Source organism: Neobacillus sp. 19 (assembly GCF_049463095.1).
In the GTDB taxonomy this organism is placed as follows: domain Bacteria; phylum Bacillota; class Bacilli; order Bacillales; family Cytobacillaceae; genus Neobacillus.
Genome location: NZ_JBMPZU010000022.1, coordinates 1 through 19,867, shown reverse-complemented (window position 1 = coordinate 19,867; position 19,867 = coordinate 1). Strand labels below are relative to the sequence as shown.

The 19,867-nt window shown below is 39.1% G+C and carries 22 protein-coding genes and 2 pseudogenes; 1 reads left to right on the top strand and 23 read right to left on the bottom strand.

Annotated features, from left to right (window positions below):
- Positions 1–149: 149 nt before the first annotated feature.
- From panD to ACO1D1_RS05340, 10 genes are all read right to left on the bottom strand, one after another.
- Positions 150–533: an aspartate 1-decarboxylase gene (gene panD, locus ACO1D1_RS05385; protein WP_149870775.1), complete on the bottom strand. Its 384-nt coding sequence runs from the start codon at positions 531–533 to the stop codon at positions 150–152.
- Positions 534–564: 31 nt separating this feature from the next.
- The gene (panC, locus tag ACO1D1_RS05380; protein ID WP_149870776.1) at positions 565–1,413 is read right to left on the bottom strand and encodes a pantoate--beta-alanine ligase; all 849 of its coding nucleotides are present in this window, start codon (positions 1,411–1,413) and stop codon (positions 565–567) included.
- Complete coding sequence (gene panB, locus ACO1D1_RS05375) at positions 1,410–2,246, bottom strand: 3-methyl-2-oxobutanoate hydroxymethyltransferase (RefSeq protein ID WP_149870777.1); 837 nt, start codon at positions 2,244–2,246, stop codon at positions 1,410–1,412. The genes panC and panB overlap by 4 nt, the downstream gene beginning before the upstream one ends.
- Positions 2,247–2,492: 246 nt before the next feature.
- Complete coding sequence (locus tag ACO1D1_RS05370; RefSeq protein WP_149870778.1) at positions 2,493–3,470, bottom strand: biotin--[acetyl-CoA-carboxylase] ligase; 978 nt, start codon at positions 3,468–3,470, stop codon at positions 2,493–2,495.
- A complete protein-coding gene (locus tag ACO1D1_RS05365; protein ID WP_149870779.1) occupies positions 3,455–4,654 on the bottom strand; it encodes a CCA tRNA nucleotidyltransferase in 1,200 nt (399 codons plus the stop codon). The genes ACO1D1_RS05370 and ACO1D1_RS05365 overlap by 16 nt, the downstream gene beginning before the upstream one ends.
- 10 nt (positions 4,655–4,664) lie before the next feature.
- Positions 4,665–5,792, bottom strand: a complete 1,128-nt coding sequence (bshA, locus tag ACO1D1_RS05360) for an N-acetyl-alpha-D-glucosaminyl L-malate synthase BshA (RefSeq protein ID WP_190284670.1) — start codon at positions 5,790–5,792, stop codon at positions 4,665–4,667.
- Between the two features lie 2 nt (positions 5,793–5,794).
- On the bottom strand, positions 5,795–6,505 hold the full coding sequence (gene bshB1, locus ACO1D1_RS05355) for a bacillithiol biosynthesis deacetylase BshB1 (protein WP_149870781.1): 711 nt from the start codon (positions 6,503–6,505) through the stop codon (positions 5,795–5,797).
- Complete coding sequence (mgsA, locus tag ACO1D1_RS05350) at positions 6,495–6,914, bottom strand: methylglyoxal synthase (RefSeq protein ID WP_149870782.1); 420 nt, start codon at positions 6,912–6,914, stop codon at positions 6,495–6,497. Before mgsA ends, bshB1 begins: the two co-directional genes overlap by 11 nt.
- An 11-nt stretch (positions 6,915–6,925) precedes the next feature.
- On the bottom strand, positions 6,926–7,729 hold the full coding sequence (gene dapB, locus ACO1D1_RS05345; RefSeq protein WP_423335208.1) for a 4-hydroxy-tetrahydrodipicolinate reductase: 804 nt from the start codon (positions 7,727–7,729) through the stop codon (positions 6,926–6,928).
- A 5-nt stretch (positions 7,730–7,734) separates the two neighbouring features.
- On the bottom strand, positions 7,735–8,079 hold the full coding sequence (locus tag ACO1D1_RS05340) for a nucleotide pyrophosphohydrolase (protein ID WP_149870784.1): 345 nt from the start codon (positions 8,077–8,079) through the stop codon (positions 7,735–7,737).
- Positions 8,080–8,270: 191 nt separating this feature from the next.
- Between ACO1D1_RS05340 and ACO1D1_RS05335 the strand changes: the two genes are divergently transcribed.
- Entirely contained in the window at positions 8,271–9,143 is an 873-nt protein-coding gene (locus ACO1D1_RS05335; RefSeq protein ID WP_149870785.1) for a YitT family protein, read from the top strand.
- 39 nt (positions 9,144–9,182) lie between these two features.
- Here the strand turns inward: ACO1D1_RS05335 and ACO1D1_RS05330 are convergent, their stop codons facing one another.
- The 13 genes and pseudogenes from ACO1D1_RS05330 to ACO1D1_RS05270 form a co-directional block, all read right to left on the bottom strand.
- Positions 9,183–9,863: a zinc metallopeptidase gene (locus ACO1D1_RS05330; protein WP_190284671.1), complete on the bottom strand. Its 681-nt coding sequence runs from the start codon at positions 9,861–9,863 to the stop codon at positions 9,183–9,185.
- 59 nt (positions 9,864–9,922) lie between these two features.
- Entirely contained in the window at positions 9,923–10,717 is a 795-nt protein-coding gene (ypjB, locus tag ACO1D1_RS05325; protein ID WP_149870787.1) for a sporulation protein YpjB, read from the bottom strand.
- A gap of 62 nt (positions 10,718–10,779) precedes the next feature.
- Positions 10,780–11,376, bottom strand: coding sequence for a DUF1405 domain-containing protein (locus tag ACO1D1_RS05320; RefSeq protein ID WP_149872743.1), 597 nt, complete (start codon positions 11,374–11,376; stop codon positions 10,780–10,782).
- An 87-nt stretch (positions 11,377–11,463) separates the two neighbouring features.
- Positions 11,464–12,234: a menaquinol-cytochrome c reductase cytochrome b/c subunit gene (locus ACO1D1_RS05315; protein ID WP_149870788.1), complete on the bottom strand. Its 771-nt coding sequence runs from the start codon at positions 12,232–12,234 to the stop codon at positions 11,464–11,466.
- Between the two features lie 60 nt (positions 12,235–12,294).
- Positions 12,295–12,969 carry a menaquinol-cytochrome c reductase cytochrome b subunit gene (gene qcrB, locus ACO1D1_RS05310; protein WP_149870789.1) on the bottom strand — a complete coding sequence of 225 codons (675 nt, stop codon included), beginning with the start codon at positions 12,967–12,969 and terminating at the stop codon, positions 12,295–12,297.
- Positions 12,970–12,972: 3 nt separating this feature from the next.
- Positions 12,973–13,476, bottom strand: coding sequence for a ubiquinol-cytochrome c reductase iron-sulfur subunit (locus tag ACO1D1_RS05305; RefSeq protein ID WP_149870790.1), 504 nt, complete (start codon positions 13,474–13,476; stop codon positions 12,973–12,975).
- A gap of 141 nt (positions 13,477–13,617) precedes the next feature.
- Positions 13,618–14,109 carry a YpiF family protein gene (locus ACO1D1_RS05300; protein WP_317845666.1) on the bottom strand — a complete coding sequence of 164 codons (492 nt, stop codon included), beginning with the start codon at positions 14,107–14,109 and terminating at the stop codon, positions 13,618–13,620.
- 72 nt (positions 14,110–14,181) lie between these two features.
- A complete protein-coding gene (locus tag ACO1D1_RS05295) occupies positions 14,182–14,748 on the bottom strand; it encodes a ReoY family proteolytic degradation factor (RefSeq protein ID WP_149870791.1) in 567 nt (188 codons plus the stop codon).
- A gap of 41 nt (positions 14,749–14,789) precedes the next feature.
- Positions 14,790–16,046 (bottom strand): tetratricopeptide repeat protein, encoded by a 1,257-nt coding sequence (locus ACO1D1_RS05290; protein WP_149870792.1) that lies wholly within the window; start codon positions 16,044–16,046, stop codon positions 14,790–14,792.
- 26 nt (positions 16,047–16,072) lie between these two features.
- Positions 16,073–16,969 (bottom strand): hypothetical protein, encoded by an 897-nt coding sequence (locus ACO1D1_RS05285; RefSeq protein ID WP_149870793.1) that lies wholly within the window; start codon positions 16,967–16,969, stop codon positions 16,073–16,075.
- Between the two features lie 106 nt (positions 16,970–17,075).
- Positions 17,076–18,365: pseudogene (aroA, locus tag ACO1D1_RS05280) on the bottom strand (3-phosphoshikimate 1-carboxyvinyltransferase).
- Positions 18,366–18,391: 26 nt separating this feature from the next.
- Positions 18,392–19,498 carry a prephenate dehydrogenase gene (locus ACO1D1_RS05275; protein WP_423335207.1) on the bottom strand — a complete coding sequence of 369 codons (1,107 nt, stop codon included), beginning with the start codon at positions 19,496–19,498 and terminating at the stop codon, positions 18,392–18,394.
- Between the two features lie 36 nt (positions 19,499–19,534).
- Positions 19,535–19,744, bottom strand: a pseudogene (locus ACO1D1_RS05270) (aminotransferase class I/II-fold pyridoxal phosphate-dependent enzyme); the annotation flags it as partial.
- Between the last annotated feature and the right edge of the window lie 123 nt (positions 19,745–19,867).

Genomic DNA, 19,867 nt, shown 5'->3' with positions numbered 1-19,867 from the left:
TTATTAACACCCCAAACCTTCATTCCTTAAACGGTATCACAAAAGTCTTAAAAAAGTAAAAGAAAATAAACTTATATTGTTTCAAATTCTACCATTATCAAATGTAAAATTAAAACACGTAAAAAAAACCCCATTAATTGGGGATTTCTCTACATAATAGTTAGTGCCGGTTCATGATTGATTAGTTCCTTTATTCGGTTATATTCATCCATAATGGCTACTTTTGGTGTGTGCGACTGGATTTTTTCTTCCGGAACAAGTGCATAAGAAATAATGATGACGATGTCGCCTACCTGGACAAGGCGGGCTGCTGCACCATTTAAACATATAACACCGCCCCCTCTTTCACCGGGAATGATGTATGTTTCCAGACGGGCGCCATTATTATTGTTAACAATTTGCACCTTCTCATTTGCCGCCATCCCTACAGCATCTAGAATATCTTCATCTATCGTAATACTGCCAACATAGTTTAAATTAGCCTCCGTCACAGTTGCCCGGTGGATTTTTCCATTCATCATAGTACGAAACAAAAAGTATTCCCCCTAGTTGCCCTATCTTTGTCTAATCGATCTGAATAATAACATTGTCTATTAAGCGAACCTTAGAAAAATTTACAGCAAGTGCAATGATAATGGTTCCATCTAATTTTTCCATTGGTTTTAATTGTGGATAGGATAGAATTTCAACATAATCAATTTTCGCTTTAGTTTCAGTCGTGATCATTTCCCTGATCATGTTCATTAGTCCTTTTGGATTCCGTTCACCCTGATCAATTGCCTTGCTTGCTGTTTGCAGGCTTCTAAATAGAACTGCCGCTTGAAGTCTTTCGTCCGGAAGCAAATTTACATTGCGCGAACTTTTTGCAAGCCCGTCCGCTTCACGAACAATGTCAACAGCCACTAATTCGATGGGAAAATTGAAATCAGAAATTAATCCATCCACGACTGCTACTTGCTGGGCATCCTTCTTACCAAAATAAGCCTTGGTAGGCGATATGATATTAAATAGTTTTGTGAGGACTGTTGCCACCCCGTCAAAATGGCCGGGGCGCGACTCGCCGCATAATACATCGGTTCGTTTTTGGACAACTGCCTTTACTGAAGGTCCATGTGGATACATTTCCTCGACTGAAGGAAAAAAGATATAATCTATCTTTTCTGCTTCCGCCAAGGCTTGGTCACGTTCAAAATCACGCGGATATGTTAAATAATCCTCATTGGGTCCGAACTGCAACGGATTGACAAAAATACTTAAGACGACAATGTCATTTTCCTGCCTTGCTTGCTTTATTAATGTCAAATGACCCTCATGAAGAAATCCCATTGTGGGGACATAGCCAACCGATTTCCCCGAAGCTTTTTCTCTCATTATTTCCGAGCGCATGTTCTTGATGGCGGTAATAATCTTCATTGTATACCTCCATATAGTACCTTCAGTTCATCTTCCTTCATTGTAAAAGAGTGCTTCTCTTCCGGGAATTGCTTATTTTTCACATCAGACGTATACGCTACTATCGATTCAACCATAAAGGGATTGACCGAATGGTATTGCTTCACAAATTTAGGTACCCGTTCAACACCGTATCCTAATATATCATGATAGACCAGAACCTGACCATCTACATTCAGTCCTGCCCCGATTCCAATCACAGGAATCGAGATTGATTTTGAGACTTTTTCTGCAAGCTGCTTTGGTACACATTCCAACACAATTGCAAATGCCCCTGCTTCCTCTATTTCTTTGGCATCTTCAATCAACTTTTGAGCTTTGGCCGCATCTTTCCCTTGAACTTTATAACCGCCCAATACTCCAACTGATTGTGGTGTCAGTCCTAAATGACCACAAACCGGGATCCCTGCATTTGTGAGGGCGGCGATCTTCTCAACGACCTCATCTGCACCTTCAAGTTTAACAGCATGGGCTCCAGCTTCTTGAAGAAGTCTTCCGGCATTTATTAAGGTATCTCTGATCGATAAATGATAGGTTAAAAACGGCAGATCAGCTACGATAAATGTATCTTTTGCTCCACGTTTAACCGCTTTTGTATGATGGATCATATCATCCATTGTTACAGGAATAGTAGAGTCGTAGCCAAGTACAACCATACCTAAAGAATCCCCAACTAAAATGACATCCACTCCGCCTTGTTCAGCCTGCTTAGCAGACGGAAAATCATAAGCCGTTAACATGACGATTTTTTCCTTATTTTTCTTCATTTTCAAGAAATCTGTTGTTTGCTTCATCATTTTTCCCTCCTTAAAATAGGGGAGAGGTGACAAAACCTGCCAGCAAACAAATAAAAAGATCCTTCTGAAGGCAGAGGATCTTTGTTACTCTTTTGCATGTTCCATCCCTCTGTCCCGGTCCGTTATACGGATCTAGGCAGAAACCTTTTTAATTATGAGTTTGGTTCACAGAAAGGTGCAGTTCTAGGAAGATACTGCCCAAGGAAATTATATTACATTGTATAAGTAAAGCGCAAGCATGGATTAAACCTCAATATCGGCAGAATAAATATGGTGAACGAAACCAGTTTCATCCTCCAATTTTAATACTCCATCATCGGTTATCCCCAGTGCTTTTCCCTCGATGACATTTGTTAATGTTCTTGCTCTTAGGATTTTTCCGATACTGACAGCATAGCCTTCCCATAGCAGCTTAATTGGATAAAAACCCTGTCCTAAATAAAGTAAATATAATTTTTCAAAATACTTGAAAATACTTCTGATTAATCCTGCTCGGGAAATTAGCTCGCCTTTTTCAATTGATAGCGAACTTGCCTTTTCTTGCAGCTCACTTGGGAAATCTTCTTTGGCTTGGTTCACATTAATTCCGATCCCAATAATAATCGAATGAATGCGATCAGCTTCCGCTTGTAGTTCTGTTAAGATTCCAGTCACTTTTTTGCCGGACAATAAGATATCGTTAGGCCATTTTATCTCAGGCTGCAAACCGGTCTCCTCCTCCATTGCCTGAACAATGGCAACCGCTGTTAAAAGCGTCAGCTGGGGAGTTTTAATGAGGGGAATGTTTGGTCTAAGAATAAGACTCATCCAAATTCCTGTATATTTAGGAGAATGCCATTCCCGGTTCATTCTTCCCTTCCCGGAACGTTGTTCTTCAGCAATAATAACGGTTCCTTCCGGCGCGTCATCATTCGCGAACTGATGAGCAATTTTTTGTGTAGTTTCTACACTTTCTTCATAATGGATGTTCCTGCCGATAAAGTCAGTTGTTAAGCCCAGCCGAATTTCGTCCGCTGTTATTCTTTCGGGAGTTTTTACAATCCGATATCCTTTATTTCTAACTGCCTCTAATTCAAAGCCGTCTTTTCTTAATTCTTCAATATGCTTCCAAACTGCCGTCCTTGAGCAGCCAATTAGTTCAGCTAGATGTTGGCCTGATAAAAAGGACTCGCCAGCATCTGTAAAGGCATCTAGCAGCTTCTTTCTTATTTCTGACTGCACGTCAATAGCCACTCCTTAATCTTCTGCTTGTCATTTACTACTTGGTTATCTACAATTGCTTGCTCTATTTTCAGGAGAGTCTCTTTCAACCATGGACCCCCGTTTTGATTAAACCAGTTCATTAGGTCACCGCCTGTTACAGCCATGTCAGAACGCTTCTTAATCGGGAGTTGTTCATATACATCCAACCAGTGTTGAACTGTTTCAATTTCTTTTGACCCTTTTATTACGTTGAAAAGCTTTTCAGTAGAGAGAATGGTGTCATTTCCGGCAGCATATAAATCATAAACGGACCATTCATGTTCAAGCCTTTTACCGGCAAAATCCAATATTTGCTGAATTTCTCTTATTTCTTTTACAGGCAGACGCCACTCTCGTAAGAACGGCTCAATTGATTTTCCCTTCCATTCTAAACAATAAAGAAGTAATACCCACATTTCTTTTTTATTTAGCCCCTTAGATTCAAGGCCCGTCAATTGAGCAAGCTGTTTTTTCTGATTAGCTAAACCCGGTAAAAAGGAAAATAAATTTGTATCAAGTAAAATCTTAATCGCATTGTTACAATCTTTTCCAACAAGGAGCTTTTCAAACTCCACTCTCTTCCGCTCAACAGCAATATTATTAAGCAAGGAGGCAAGCCGTTTTAATGCCCGAAGTGTTTCATCTTCGATTGAGAAAGATAGCTGACTGACAAACCGGACCGCCCTCATCATTCTTAATGCATCTTCCTGAAAACGGTCATTTGCAGAACCAACCGTCTGGATTACTTTGTTCTTAATGGCTGCTTGCCCGTTATAAGGGTCTATGAGCATACCATTTCGATCCATCGCCATCGCGTTCATCGTAAAATCCCTGCGTTGTAAGTCTTCGTTCAGATTACGAATAAATGAGACCTCTTTTGGTCTTCGGTAGTCCTGATAGTCCCCTTCCGTCCTAAAGGTGGTAATTTCATATGATTGATGATTGAACAACACGAGAACCGTTCCATGTTCAATACCAATATCAACTGTTTTCTGAAAAATTTCTTTTACTTCTTCGGGTGTAGCTGATGTGGCAATGTCTACATCACTAATTGGCTTATGCAGGAGATAATCTCTTACCGAGCCGCCTACAAAATAAGCCTCATATCCTGCATCCTCTAATTTTTCTAAGACGGGAATCGCAGATAAAAATGGTTCCTTCATTTCATTCACCTTAATTCAACAGCTTAAAATAAAGCTGCTCATATTGTTCGAGGATTTTTTCAGCCTTAAATTTTGTTTTTACGATATGTATAGAGTGACTTGAAAATTGATGATGGAGCTTGCGATCATTTAAAAGCGAAATGGCCTTTCCCGCTATATCCTCGACGTCAGCAACCTTACATAAATATCCGGTTTCGCCATGTTGAATCACTTCCGGTATACCTCCAACATTGGTCCCTATACAAGGAACTCCGCAAGCCATTGCCTCGAGTGCAACAAGGCCAAAACTTTCTTTTTCAGACAATAACAGCATTAAATCACTGATAGAATACAGTTCCTCGAGATTTTCTTGTTTGCCAAGGAAAATAACCTGGTCCTCGATCGAAAGTTTCCTGACAAGTTTACAAACGATTGTCATCTCAGGTCCGTCCCCAACCAGCAGTAATTTTGCCGGCATGACGGCTGAAATTTTGGCAAAGGTTTTCACCACATCTTGTACCCGCTTAACGGCGCGAAAATTAGAGACATGGATAATGACCTTTTCTTCTTCTTTAATCTGCAATTGCGTTTTTAAAGATGCCGCAGCACTTTTATGATAAATTCGTTCATCAATAAAATTATAAACCGTTTCGATTTGTTTATCCGGATTGATGAGCTCATATGTTTGATTAACTAGTGCATTGGAAACAGCTGTTACTGCATCTGATTTTTCAATACCAAATTTAATTGCATCTGTTAACGATGGATCGTAGCCTAATACTGTAATATCCGTTCCATGTAGGGTTGTGACAATTTTAAAATTTCTGTTTGACATTTGCTTTGCTAAGATCGCACAAACCGCATGTGGTATGGCATAATGTACATGCAAAATATCTAATTTTTCCCGATTCGCTACCTCTGCCATTTTACTGGCTAATGCAATGTCATAAGGTGCGTATTGAAAAACCGAATATTGATTCACTTCAACCTGATGATAATAAATGTTATGGTACATTTTATTTAATCGAAAAGGGAGGCTCGATGAGATGAAATGAATTTCATGCCCCTTTTCAGCAAGCATTTTCCCGAGTTCCGTTGCAACAACACCTGAACCCCCCACAGTTGGATAACAAGTAATCCCTATTTTTAGTTTCCGCATCACTAATCTCCTATCAAATCATCCTTCAAAAGAAGGGGAACCTTCGTTTTAAAGCCTTCGGCATAGGTTACTCCAACCATTTTTCCAAACATTCTTTCCCTTGCCTCCACTGTTTCAATATAACCGTTTACCAGCGGTGTATCGATACTTTGGTCTGTTAACTCAAATTGGCTTTTGTAAGCACGTAAAGCCGCTAGCTTTCTATCGATAAATGCTGAAATATCAATGGTAAAGTCAGGCTTATGAAAGCCATTAATCATATAAAAATAGGTTCTTATAACGCGATGAGGCTCGTTCCATTTATCTGTTCTATACTTTTTGATGCCTGCAGAGAAAACCGCTTCCTCTACCAAACGAGCACAATTTCCGTGATCGGGATGACGGTCGTCGAAATACGGAGCAAACACCACTTGTGGCTTGAATCTCCGAATAACACCAGCAATCTTGTTTATGTATGCTTCATTCAAAAGTAACCCTCTATCCGGAAAACCCAGTGAGGTGCGCAATGGTACTGCTAAAATTTCAGCCGCCCGGGCAGCTTCCTCTTTCCTTAGGCTGGGATTACCATTTGAGGAAAGATCAGCATCTGTTAAATCGCAAATGCCAATTCGCTTTCCCATTGACGCCAATTTTGCAATTGTTCCCGCCATACCGATTTCCACATCGTCCGCGTGGGCACCAAATGCCAGTATGTCTAAGTGGTTATTTTCCATTTCCTTCACCATTCTCGTGGACGACATTTCTCCATTCCAATAAACCCAACTCAAGACCCCTTATTAGTAATTCGGCCGTACCCATATTGGTCGCAAGCGGAATCGAATATACATCACAAAGTCTTACGAGAGCTGTTACATCCGGTTCATGGGGCTGCGCTGTTAAAGGGTCGCGAAAGAAGAAAATTGCGTCCATCTGATTTTTAGCGATCAAAGCACCAATTTCCTGATCTCCCCCAAGTGGACCTGATTTAAAACGCGTTACCGGTAATCCGGTTGCTTCATTTATACGCAAACCAGTTGTTCCTGTTGCGAAAAGAGTATGCTTGGCAAATATTGCCTGGTAGGCTGTAACAAATTGGACTAAGTCGTCTTTCTTTTGATCGTGTGCAATTAATGCGATATTCATAAAACTAGCCCCTAACCTAAAATATTTTCAAGTCCGTAAACAAATGTATTTTGCTTCATGACTGTCTCAACGGCAACCTTGACACCGGACATAAAGGATCCGCGATGATAGGAATCGTGCCGAATGGTTAATGTCTGTCCATCAGCTCCAAATAAAACCTGTTGATGGGCGACGAGTCCTGGCAAGCGGACAGAATGAATACGCATTCCATTATAGTCAGCTCCCCTTGCGCCTTCTAATGTTTCTTTTTCATTTGGATGACCCTGCTTTTTCATTTCTCTTTCAGCAGATATCATTTCTGCTGTTTTAACTGCTGTCCCTGAAGGGGCATCAAGCTTTTGGTCATGATGCATTTCGATAATTTCAACATCTTGAAAATATTTAGCAGCCATTTGTGAGAACTTCATCATTAAGACGGCACCAATAGCAAAGTTCGGTGCAATTATACAACCTAACTCTTTTTCATCACAAATACGCTGTAACTCCTCTAAATCTTGCTGAGAAAAGCCAGTGGTTCCAACAACCGGACGGACATTATATTCGAGCGCTGTCTTGGCATGATACATGCCTACTTCAGGGGTTGTCAGGTCAATTAATACATCTGCTGCAACGTTTTGAAGACAATTTTCAATATCTGTATAAATTGGCACATTGGCTATTTCGTTAAAGCCAGCCACATCGCTTAGCATCATTCCATTATACTTGTGATCTACTGCAGCCACCAAATTAAAATGTTCTGTGTTTGTTACTAATTTTACCGCTTCACTGCCCATACGGCCTCTGGGTCCAGCAATGATAATATTAATAGTTTCCATATTTTTCACTCCATTATATCCTTTTCGATTCTTGTCCAACGATCTTTATCCCTAGTATTAAATTTTGCCATAACATAATTATGTGCCTCTTCTAAATCAATGTTTAAGGCATTGGCAAAACATATAAGGACGAAAAGCACATCTCCAAGTTCTTCTTCAATTGCTTTTTCAGTTTCACTGGATTTTTTCGGCTTCTCCCCATAATAATGATTTACCTCCCTAGCTAACTCCCCAAGCTCCTCGGTGAGTCTTGCAAGCATGGCAAGGGGACTGAAATAACCTTCTTTAAATTGACTTATGTATGTATCTACTTCCAGTTGCAAATCCTGCATCGTCTTTCTATTGGTCATTCTTTCCACCTCTCTTACTAAATCAATCAAAATTTAATTATATTCCTTTTTTATGTTAGCTAAATTATAGCCGATTTACAAATGTTTTCGTTTCAATCAGACTCTTTTCCACTTCTCATTGCTCTAGCACTAGTAATTCGCTATAATAAAAACCGCTGAAGTAGAGAAATATATGGAAGAGGAGGAAAGTTATGATATTAGGTCTTAAAATAAAGAACATATTATTTATCCTTTTAGGTGCGGCTATTATGTCGTTCGGATTAGTTAATTTTAATATGCAAAATAAGTTAGCCGAAGGGGGCTTTACAGGAATAACCTTGCTATTTTATTTCCTGGTTGACTGGGACCCCTCATACACGAACTTAATCCTTAATATTCCGCTATTTTTTATTGGCTGGAAGCTGTTGGGCCGCAATGCATTTTTGTATACCATCATTGGAACTGTCGGAGTCTCGGTTTTTTTATGGATTTTCCAGCGAAATACAATTGATATGCCCCTGCAGCATGATTTAACCTTAGCAGCCCTATTTGCCGGTGTTTTTACTGGTATTGGATTAGGGGTAATTTTTCGATATGGTGGAACAACAGGCGGAGTCGATATCATCGCGCGGCTTGTCCAAAAGTATGCCGGCTGGAATATTGGCAAAACGATGTTTTTATTCGATGCATGTGTAATTGCCCTTTCTTTATTTACATACCTAAATTACAAACAAGCTATGTATACGCTTGTAGCTGTTTTCGTGGGTGCAAGAGTGATTGATTTCATGCAGGAAGGGGCATACTCTGCACGTGGTGCGATGATCATTTCAGAAAATAATGAGCAAATTGCAAATAAAATTATGGAGGAAATGGAACGGGGCGTTACTGCTCTGCGGGGATATGGATCCTATACTAAAAATGAACGTGATGTTTTATATTGTGTAGTCGCTAAAAATGAATTAATCCGTTTAAAAAACATAATCACCTCTGTTGACCCGCATGCATTTATTTCCGTATCAGTTGTACATGATGTCCATGGCGAAGGTTTTACATTAGATGAAAATAAAATGCCGATTACAGACTAAAAAAAATGCAATGTCCGCTAGATGTGGACATTGCATTTTTTAATCATTATTTCTATTCATTCCGGTAAAGATTAGGACAAGCCTTAATAATTCCAGTACGGCTACCGCTGCTGCGGCAACATAGGTCAGGGCAGCTGCGTTTAATACTTTTCTGGCTTCCCTCTCTTCTTGATTACCAATTAACCCGAGAGATACGACTTGGTCCATAGCCCGGCTTGATGCATTAAATTCAACGGGTAATGTAATAATTTGAAAAAGAACTGCTGCTGCCATAAACACAATTCCTATTAACAGCATCCCGCTCAAATGAGCAAAGATTCCTATCATAATAAGAATCCAGGAAACATTGGATCCAAAATTAGCCACAGGAACTAACAGATGTCGGAACCTTAGGAAAGCATAACCTTCCGCATCTTGAATGGCATGTCCGCATTCATGCGCTGCAACAGCCGCAGATGCAATTGAAGACCCAAGATAATTTTCAGGTGAAAGGCGGACAGTTTTACTTCTAGGATCATAATGGTCACTTAAAAACCCATGTCCTTGTTCAACTCCAACATTAAATAAGCCATTTGAATTTAAGATTTCCCTCGCAATTTCAGCACCTGTACGATAGCGGGATGTCGGTACCCTGGAATACTTTGTAAACGTATTTTTGACCTTCATCTGCGCCCATAAGGGAATTAACACGATAATAGCAAAATAAATAAGGTAATACATAATGACCCTCCAAATCAGCTCGTGGTGTTATTGGTCTCAAGTATAGCCGATTAGTCGCATCAATCCTTTAAGTCTCTTGACCGGTTTTTCTTCGGTTCTTTATCGCCCTGGTACTTTCTCCAGCCTACATATGATAATGTCATAATTATAATACTTCCTGTAGATATTATGACCCACCATAGTGAAGGGTCTGCTTCATCCTCTTCCATATTGGCAAAAAGATTTTTTAAATCCGTGTCAAGTGCATTCAGCTCCTCTTGACTTTTTGAATTATTAACGATTTGGGAACGATATTCATCAATAAAATCAATTCGTGCATCTAGTCTTTGAATATTTTCTACAGGTACATCTATTTTCATACTAGGATAAATAACGTTATATAACGATAAAAAAGTGTTAAAGTTTGTATGAAAATGAGCGGTATCACCATTTGCTGCAGCATCTTTAGCTTGGTGAAAGGCAGTCATGATTTGTTCTTCCATTTCTGTCCATAAAGGCTGATGGCTAGTCGCTATTGCATCAATAACAAGACGAAATTTTGTTAGTTTATTTATTCTTTCCTCATATTTCATAGTGGGACTTACGGCTGCTTCCATCGCTTCATCATGCGAGGTATGAACAATTCTTACCTCGTCCATTGATAGGGGCTTGGTTGTCCCAGAAATGCTCGTAAATTGGTCTGAAAAATAATCAAGCAATTTTTTTGCATCTTCATATCGTTGAAACTTCACCATTTGAAGAGCCTCATCGGAGATATCATCCAGCTTCTCCATTGGCGATTGCTGTTCAGCATTTACAGTTATGGGAGTGAGCATAATGATAATTGCTAAAAAAAATAACCATCTGATTTTCAATCCTTGTCCCCCCTTTCATTACTAATAAAATGTATGTAGGGTTGGACAAGGTTAGACCATCTTCACTTATTTATTTTTAGTTTAAACCTTTTTGACCTAATTGCAAAATAATAAGCAATAGCTAATGAAAGAATCGAAAGCCAGAAGGTAAAATAGCCAATTTGCGGTGTATAACGATCAAGCATATGATAGCTTGGCAACATAAAAAAAACATAATCAATGACATCATTATGAAGTGTCCAAATAGCTGTTATTATTAAATGCCACCACTTAAACCGGTAAAATGGTGCATATAGGATTCCCTGAACAGCCATTGCAAAGTGAGATAAAATTAACATATACCCGATCCAGTCGAGTTCACCTTGAACAAAATACACAAGAATGTTCATGACCACGGCCCAAATTCCATATTTAAAAAGTGTAACAATTGCGAGCGCTTCAATTAATGGCCAGTTTTTCCGCAGTAAAAAAGCAATAAGGACAAAAACAAAAAATAAGCTGGCAGTTGGGCTATCAGGTACAAAAGGCAGAAAAATCGCCGGAGTTTCTTTAAGCTGCCATCCATACCAATAATACCCATAAATAGTTCCAGCAATATTAATAAGAAGTAAAAGTTTAAGAACTGACCGATTAGCTAAGAGAGGATAAATCGAGCGCATTGGCACACCTCTTTCCATCATTATGTAAGAAAATTAACTAGAATAAAAAAGCTGACGATTCTTTCGTCAGCTTCTTTTTTATGTTTCTTATTTACCAAGACCTGCGATAAACTCAGATAGCTTCTTAAGCTGCTCATCGTCACCTTTAAAGATACCTGCAGGCATTCCGCCTTTACCTTCTTTGGCAATCTTGGCAATTTCTTCTGCGGATAAACCGATACCCACTAATGATGGAGCACCAGCACCACCTTGAAAACTATCGCCATGGCAAGTTACGCAGGTATTATCACTAGCAATTTTGTATCCTTCATTCGTTTTATCGATTTCGACTTTTTCAACGATTTTACCTTGACGTTCAGCTGCAGCCCAGTCATGTGTCGCAACGGATTCCCAAGTTAAAAATACAATAGAAGCCAATGCTAATAGCATAAATGCTGTCGCAAGCGGGCGCTTTCTAGCACGACGCTCCGGTCCGCGATCTAGGAACGGTGCTAATAATAGGCCTCCAAACGCTAGGCCCGGCATAATCATAGCTCCGACAACCGTAAATGGACCAGATGCATAAGTATATTTTAGCAATTGATACAAGAACAAGAAATACCAGTCTGGTAATGGAATATAGCCAGTATCAGTCGGATCCGCTATCCTTTCAAGCGGAGCCGGATGTGCAACTGTTAAACATAGAAAGCCGACAAGAAAAACGGCACCTATCATCCATTCTTTCAAAAGGAAGTTAGGCCAGAATGCCTCTGTTTTACCAGGATATTCTGAGTAATCTTTTGGAAGCATCGTCTTCCGTGATTCAAGTGCAGGAACACGTGAGTCACCAACGAACTTCATACCTTTACCGCGATGCATTGAGCAATCCCCCTCCTTTTTCCGTAAAGATTAGAAAAAATTACAGAATAAAACCGATTTTTATAGCGGTCCGGAAATACCTTGTTTACGAATCATAATGAAGTGTGCCGCCATTAATCCAAATAACGCTGCCGGTAAGAAGAACACGTGGATAGCAAAGAAACGAGTTAAGGTTTGTGCACCTACAATATGTTCGTGACCTGCAAGCAGTACCTTGACATAGCTGCCAATGAATGGAGTTGCCTCGGCGATTTGAAGACCAACCTTTGTTGCAAACAACGCTTTCATGTCCCAAGGTAATAAATAACCTGTAAATCCTAATCCTAACATGACGAAGAAAATCAATACTCCGACAATCCAGTTTAATTCACGAGGCTTTTTATAAGCACCTTGGAAAAAGACGCGTAATGTATGTAAAAACATCATTACAAGTACTAAACTCGCACCCCAGTGATGCATACCACGTACAATTTGTCCAAAAGCAACTTCATTTTGAAGATAATAAACTGACTCCCAAGCATTTTTAATATCCGGTACATAGTACATGGTTAAGAACATGCCGGAAAGAATTTGAATAACAGTTACAAAGAATGTCAGACCGCCAAAGCAGTATACAAACGCCGAAAAATGATGCGCTGGGTTAACATGCTCCGGTACTTCATGGTCTGCGATATCGCGCCACAAAGGCGTAATATCTAAACGTTCATCTACCCAATCGTAAATTTTGTTTAACAATGATTACGCCTCCTTCCGTGGTTTCGCTTTTCCTAAGTAAAGGTAACCATCTTTTTCTTTGTATGGATATACATCAAGCGGTGCCAGTGGCGGTGTACCTTTAACATTTGTTCCATCCTTCGTATAACGCCCGTAATGGCATGGACAGAAGAATTGTTCTGGGTGCTCCTTGTCAGAATTCCAGTTAACAGTACAGCCTAAATGTTTACAGACAGGCGATAAGGCTACAATCTTATCCTTTTCCTTATAAACCCAAGCAGATTCCGTTACATCTGACTCATACCAGGCATCCACTTGCTTATAGGTAAAGTCAACACGAACCGGTTCATCTGTTAGATCAGCAACCTTTTGCTTTGTGGCAATAAAATCTCCGCCAGCTTCTGCCTTTAATACAGGATCCACAGCAAATCGGACCATCGGCATTAACATACCTGCAGCCATAAAACCTCCTACACCCGTTAAAGTGTAGCTTAAAAATTGTCGTCTTGAAACGCGCTCTTTACTCATGCTTGTCCCCCCCTCTATTCACAAGTTTAAGTCCAACGGACAATTATTAAACACATATAAAACTAGGACATAACAATGATATATCAATCTGCAAATAAGGTCAATATCATACTATTTTAAAAACATATATTCTGAAGAGTTTTATGCATTTTCATGCCATTTTTGGGTAAAAAGACTTAAAAGCTGTTTAACTTGGCTATCAATCATTTCCATTTTTTGAGAATCATTCATGTGCTCAAGCGGAAGTGAAGGCAACCAAATTAACGATCCTCCTAGCTTGTCTTCATGCATGCGCCAATCAAGCTCAGAGGTTATGTAAAATATGTGTTTAAATTCACCTTCCGCAATGTTTTCCTCCCATTTCAATAAATCATTCAATATTTTTTCATTATTATCATTTTTCAGATATGTAAAGGGAGGATATAATAAAATTCTTCCTGTAAATTGTCTTTCCAAATGACTAGCTAATAGTGTGATAAATTCTGCCGTTGCCGCTGATTGTTTCATTTCACCCCCGACTGATACCGAATATAATGGTACTACTGCTGTATCTACATACTCCTTAGCTTTTAAGTATGTCTCTATATCTTGAGGAATCCACTTCATTTTATGCACCAATCCTTTTTCTTTCACTACTTCAATAATATCATTATCTCCTAAAATAAGAAAAGGTAAAGTAAAATAGGCAGAAAAAAGGAAGTCTGCTTAGCGCAAACTCCCTTTTTTCTCAGTAACTGCAAGTTTATTTAATTTTTCAGTTAACATCTGGAATGCTTTTCGATCTTGTTGATCTAGAGCTTCATCAATTAATTGCAGTAATTTTTCACGTTGAAAACGTTCAATACTGTGTTGTAACAATTGTTCTGCAACAATTCCATCCTTTTCATTCACTTGTAAATGTCTCGGAACAAATGGATTTTCTTCAAGAACAGCTGCATATTGGTGTGCCTGATTGGAGGCATGAAAATTAAGTTGAATAAAAATATCTTCGTCTCGATTCAGCCGAATATCATGAAAGGATTTTTCAGCATCAGTTGTCATGACATTTTCTTTATAAAATCGAAATGGTACTTTATCCACACAATGCGTTGACATAATCAAACCGCGTGGACAATACTGTGCTTGCTCAACAAAATGAACCTTTTCCATTAGTTGATCGTGGCTCATTAAATAATTGAGTATCCATACACATTCTCTTCTCTTTAATTGATAATGATTTAAAAACCAGCGAATAAAGTCTTTCTTCTCGTTGACAGAAACAGGGGTTGCCATGATAGTTTCCCTCCTCTGCATAATCAGCTTTTTTTATTCTTTTAATTTGTTAAACGTTCGAGCAAATCGATATACTCGACGTTTGTTGGATCTTCAATTAGCAGCTGTTTAAAAATTTCGGCGGCTCGGTCGTTTTTTCCTTCTTCAATTAGAAAATATCCGTAATCCAGTAAAAAGGTTTCATTATTCTTAAAAAAAGTATATGCATTTTCATATTTGTCTAATGCGTATGAAAATTCTTCGAGTTTCTGATAAGCATGTGCAGTATCCCATAGAATCTGGGGTTCTTCTTCTTCCAAAATATCAAGCTGGGAAATTAACTCAATAACATCCCCAAATCGTTCATGTTGAAAAAGAAGCTTATTTAACGTAAGCGCGGCTTCAATAAAGCCCGGGTCCAAGGCAAGTGCCTCACGAAAATTTTGTTCTGCTTCGTCCACTTTTCCAAGCTTTAAAGCCATTTTCCCACCATAGAAAAATAATTCTTTGTTAAATTCGTCTTGTTTAATACCTTCTTTAATAGCCTGTAAACTGTTTTCCAGCTCTTCTTCCCGTTCATACGCTTTTGCCAAATGTAAATACAGTGAATGATATTCCGGGTCAAGCTCTTTTAATTCATTAAACTTTTCAATCGCTGTCCGATTATATCCTGCCTGAAGAGCAGTAAATGCATAACCGAATAGCGTGTTAATCTCTAACTTTTCATCCAGCGCTTTATCATAATAGGCAAGAGCCTCCTCAAAAGCTCCAGAAGCACTTAAAAGGTCAGCCATCCGCCCATGAATATTGACGCCGGCTATCTCGTTTTCTTCTCTTAAAACTATTTCAAAAGCATTCATTGCCTTAATTACTTCACCTTTCTCACTATAAAGCTCGCCCAATGCGAAATCGATAATGACCTCATCTGGTAATAATTCTTTAGCTTTCAGCAGCTTTCTTTCACATACTTCATAAAGACCCTGAACCTGATATAGATCCGCCAATAACAATAATGATTGTCCAAAATATACATCCTGCTTCGAAATCTTTTCTAAGACAAGTATCGCTTCCTCTTCTTCCCCAGCCTCCACTAATATTTCACCCAGCAGTACAAGAAGTTCGCCCTCTTCAGGGTAAATTGCTAATAAATTTTCGACTAGCGTCTTTGCCTCATCTAAAAATCCAAATTGGTACAATTCTTCTCCAAGGAGAAACTTTTCTTCATGGCTGCCATTTTTTAATACAACATTATATTCATTTAAGGCCTCATTATGTTGGCCGTTTTCTAACATATAGATAATTTTATTCACTCGATCCATTGGCTTATACCTCACGTTCCCCTGATTTATACTGAAAAATAAGATGGGGTTCTCACCTTAACATGTTCTCCAAATCCAGGTTTAAATAAAACCTGTTTCCCAGAGCGGACAACCTTTCCTTTGTGGACAGTAACTACTAGTCTATCACTATGATAATGAAATAAACTTGATTCATCAACATTCTTGATTTCTCTTCCCTTTACATAAAGGTTATAACTTAATTCTGTTCCGTTCATTAGGCTCCCTTTTTGCGGGTATAATCCGATTTTATTTAAGACATGAATAGGTAGTGGCTCCTTTTCAACAACTTCCTCATATAAAGCAGGAATCTTTTCTTTATGCATGTTATTATTCCATTTCGACAGAATGACCTTCGCTTCCTTCTTTTGCGGACAAGAAATTAATGGAATAAATGGACTGTTAAATGGAAACATTGCTTCCCTTATCCATCCCCAAGGAATACCCTCTAATTCGTCCTGTTCCTGAAGATCCACGAAGATAGCTGGAATCTTCTCCCTCTTACAGCTTCTGATAAAAGACGGTGTAATAAGCCGTACCGGGATTTTAACACCAATGATAAAATCGACTGGGCTGCTTATTAATGCAGTTTTCACTTCCATGATTTTTTCAGTAAGCTCTTTTTCGTAGGATATTTCAGTATAAGTTAACAGCGTGGTGCATCCCTTTAACAAGAAATGATTAATTAAAAAGGTCTTAACATCTTGAAATGTTCCTTGAAACGGAATATCCGAACTTAAAAGGACATATGACGGGGTCATAATATAGGATTCAGCATTCATTTTCATTAGTCGATAGTGTTTGAATCCTGTTTTAATTGCAGTTATTCGATCTTCATTTATTAACATTGACTGTGTGTGAAGCTCTTTATCTTTAAGGATATTGGCATTTTCAATAATATACATCGTCCCTATCACCCAATTCCCATCTTTAAGACAAGCTATGCGAAAAAACAAAAACTATGCAAGTCCAACAATAAAAAAGAGAAAAAGCTGCAAAATATTGCAGCTTTTAGTGGATTAGCATATTTAAGTGGGCAAAGAAGTTCGGATATGAAACAGATATTGCTTCTGATTGTTCAAGTTCTACATCTTGCTTAGAAAGAAGCGCAGCAATTGCGAGCATCATACCAATGCGGTGATCACCGTGGCTAGAACACTTCCACCGTGTAAATTCGATTTTCCGTAAATGACCATTCCATCATCGGTTGCTTCAATCGAAGCTCCTAACTTTCTTAATTCATCTACAACAGTATCAATTCGATTGGTTTCTTTTACCTTTAATTCTTCTGCATCTTTAATAACCGTCTTTCCTTCTGCCTGGGTTGCCAGAAGGGCAATAATCGGAATTTCATCAATAAGTTTTGGGATTAAATCTCCTTCAACAACCGTACCTGTTAATTTAGAGGTTTTAATGATAAGATCCCCAACCGGCTCAAAAGATTGATCATCCTTTTGAACAATCTCGAGGTTTGCTCCCATTTTTTTCATTACCTCAAATGATTCCCGTTCTAGTAGGATTGAGGCCGACATTTTTTAAAACAATTTCACTATCGGGAATAATGGCTCCAGCCACTAGGAAAAAAGCCGCTGATGAAATATCCCCTGGAACATGAATTGTCGCCGCTGTCAATTTTTGTCCACCTTTGACGGTTATCACTTTATGATCTTTGTCGATTTCTCCGCCAAACTTTCGAATCATTCTCTCTGTATGATCCCGGGTTTCAGCAGGTTCGATAATGGTACTTTCCCCATCTGTCTGCAGGGCTGCTAAAATTAGAGCTGATTTTACCTGTGCGCTTGCTACAGGGAGCTCGTAATGGATCGGATTTAACTGTCCGCCACGAATCGAAATAGGAGTAAAGGCACTGTTTTTTCGCCCATCAAGACTTGCTCCCATTTTTGTTAAAGGACCCGTTACCCTTGTCATTGGCCTTTTACCAATTGATTCATCACCTGCCACCGTGGAGAAAAATGGCCTTCCTGCCAATATCCCCATTAATAAACGAATAGTAGTCCCGGAATTGCCTACATCCAATATTGCATCAGGTTCTGTTAAACCTTCAAACCCATTTCCCGTAATTCGAATCTCGTTCTCTGATTCCTCAATTGATACCCCGAGCTTTCGAAAGCAGGATATCGTGCTTAAACAATCATCGCCTGGCAAAAAATTAGTAATTTTCGTTTCACCATACGCGATAGATCCAAACATAACCGATCGATGTGAGATTGATTTATCTCCCGGAATGGTTACTTCACCATTTAACCGATTGATATTAGTCATTAGTTTTTTTAAAGCCATTTAAGAAACACCTACTTACAATCATTTTAGAAACCAATGGAAGTGGCAAAGCGGGAATAATTGCCAATACATTTTTCTGCTTTTTGCCGATCCTCTTCTGTTTGAAAGCTAATGACTAAAACGCCATTAATATCTTCACGTGTTTCGAGGATGCGTATATTTGTGATACTGATTTTCTCCTTCGCTAAATAACCCGTTATTTCTGAAATTACACCAGGGTAATCGGGTACATCAACATACAAATCATAAAATGCGGGGATTGCACCTTTTTCCTTCTGTGGTAAATCATCGCGGAATTGCTTTGCTCGTTTGAAATAAGCGAAAATTTCATCACTGTTTTCCTTTTCTAGCAGCAGTTTTACTCCATTCATTTCGTCCTGCCACTGATTGAGAAGGTCAATTAAAGTTTCTCGGTTGTGTAGTAGGATATCTTTCCACATTTCCGGACTACTTGAAGCAATACGCGTGATATCTCTAAATCCTCCTGCTGCCAGCCGGGGAATAAGGCTTTCCGCTTCCGCAAGTTTTTCGGTTTGCCGAACAATTGAGGCTGCAATAATATGCGGAAAATGACTTACTATCCCTGTAAGATAGTCGTGATTTTCCGGTGTCATCGTTAAGAATTTAGCATTTGTCCCCAATAACCAATCTTTTAAACGTGCAACAGCTGCCGCTTCTACATCGTCGTCCGGAGTTAATAGATAAAATGCGTTTTCAAATAAGATTTCTTTTGCAGCAGAAACACCGCTTTTATGAGAGCCGGCCATTGGATGGCCTCCAATAAACGTAATTCCCTTTAGCCTTAAGCTTGCTGCACTTTCCACAATTCTTCTTTTCGTACTGCCTGTATCCGTCACAATCACTTCGGGGTGAAGTGGCAGTTTGGATAATAGCTGTATAATCTCTTTGGTTTCATTTACAGGTGCAGCAATAATTATTAAATCAGTATCCATGGCGCCATCATTAATATTTTCTACTATTTCATCAATGACACCCAGCATTTTTGCCAGCCTTGCCTGCTCACTATTGATATCAAATCCTGCAATCACAGCTTCAGGATGTTCCTTCTTGATACATAATGCTAAGGAACCGCCAATTAACCCTAAGCCAATAACAAAAACCCGGCCTTTCAATGTTTTTTCCCCCTAGTTTAAAGAGAACCGCTCTCGTCAGTTCGCTTCCAGAAATTCACTTAATGCCTTAAGAACACCTTCATTTTCTTCAGAAGATCCCACCGTAATTCTTACAGCAGTCGGAAAGCCAAGAGCTTTTCCGGAGCGGACGATATAACCTTTTGTTTGCAAATATTGAAAAATTTCATCTGCATCAACGTTAAAATCTATTAATATAAAGTTGGTCTGAGTAGGATAATATTGAAGTCGTTAATCGTTTACGAAGCGGCGCACGAAAAACGCGAAAAGCGTTTCACGATAAATGCGAAAACGCCTATCTAGGTTGTTGGGTTTGGGGTTAATATCGGTTCATGAACCAGTACAGGACAT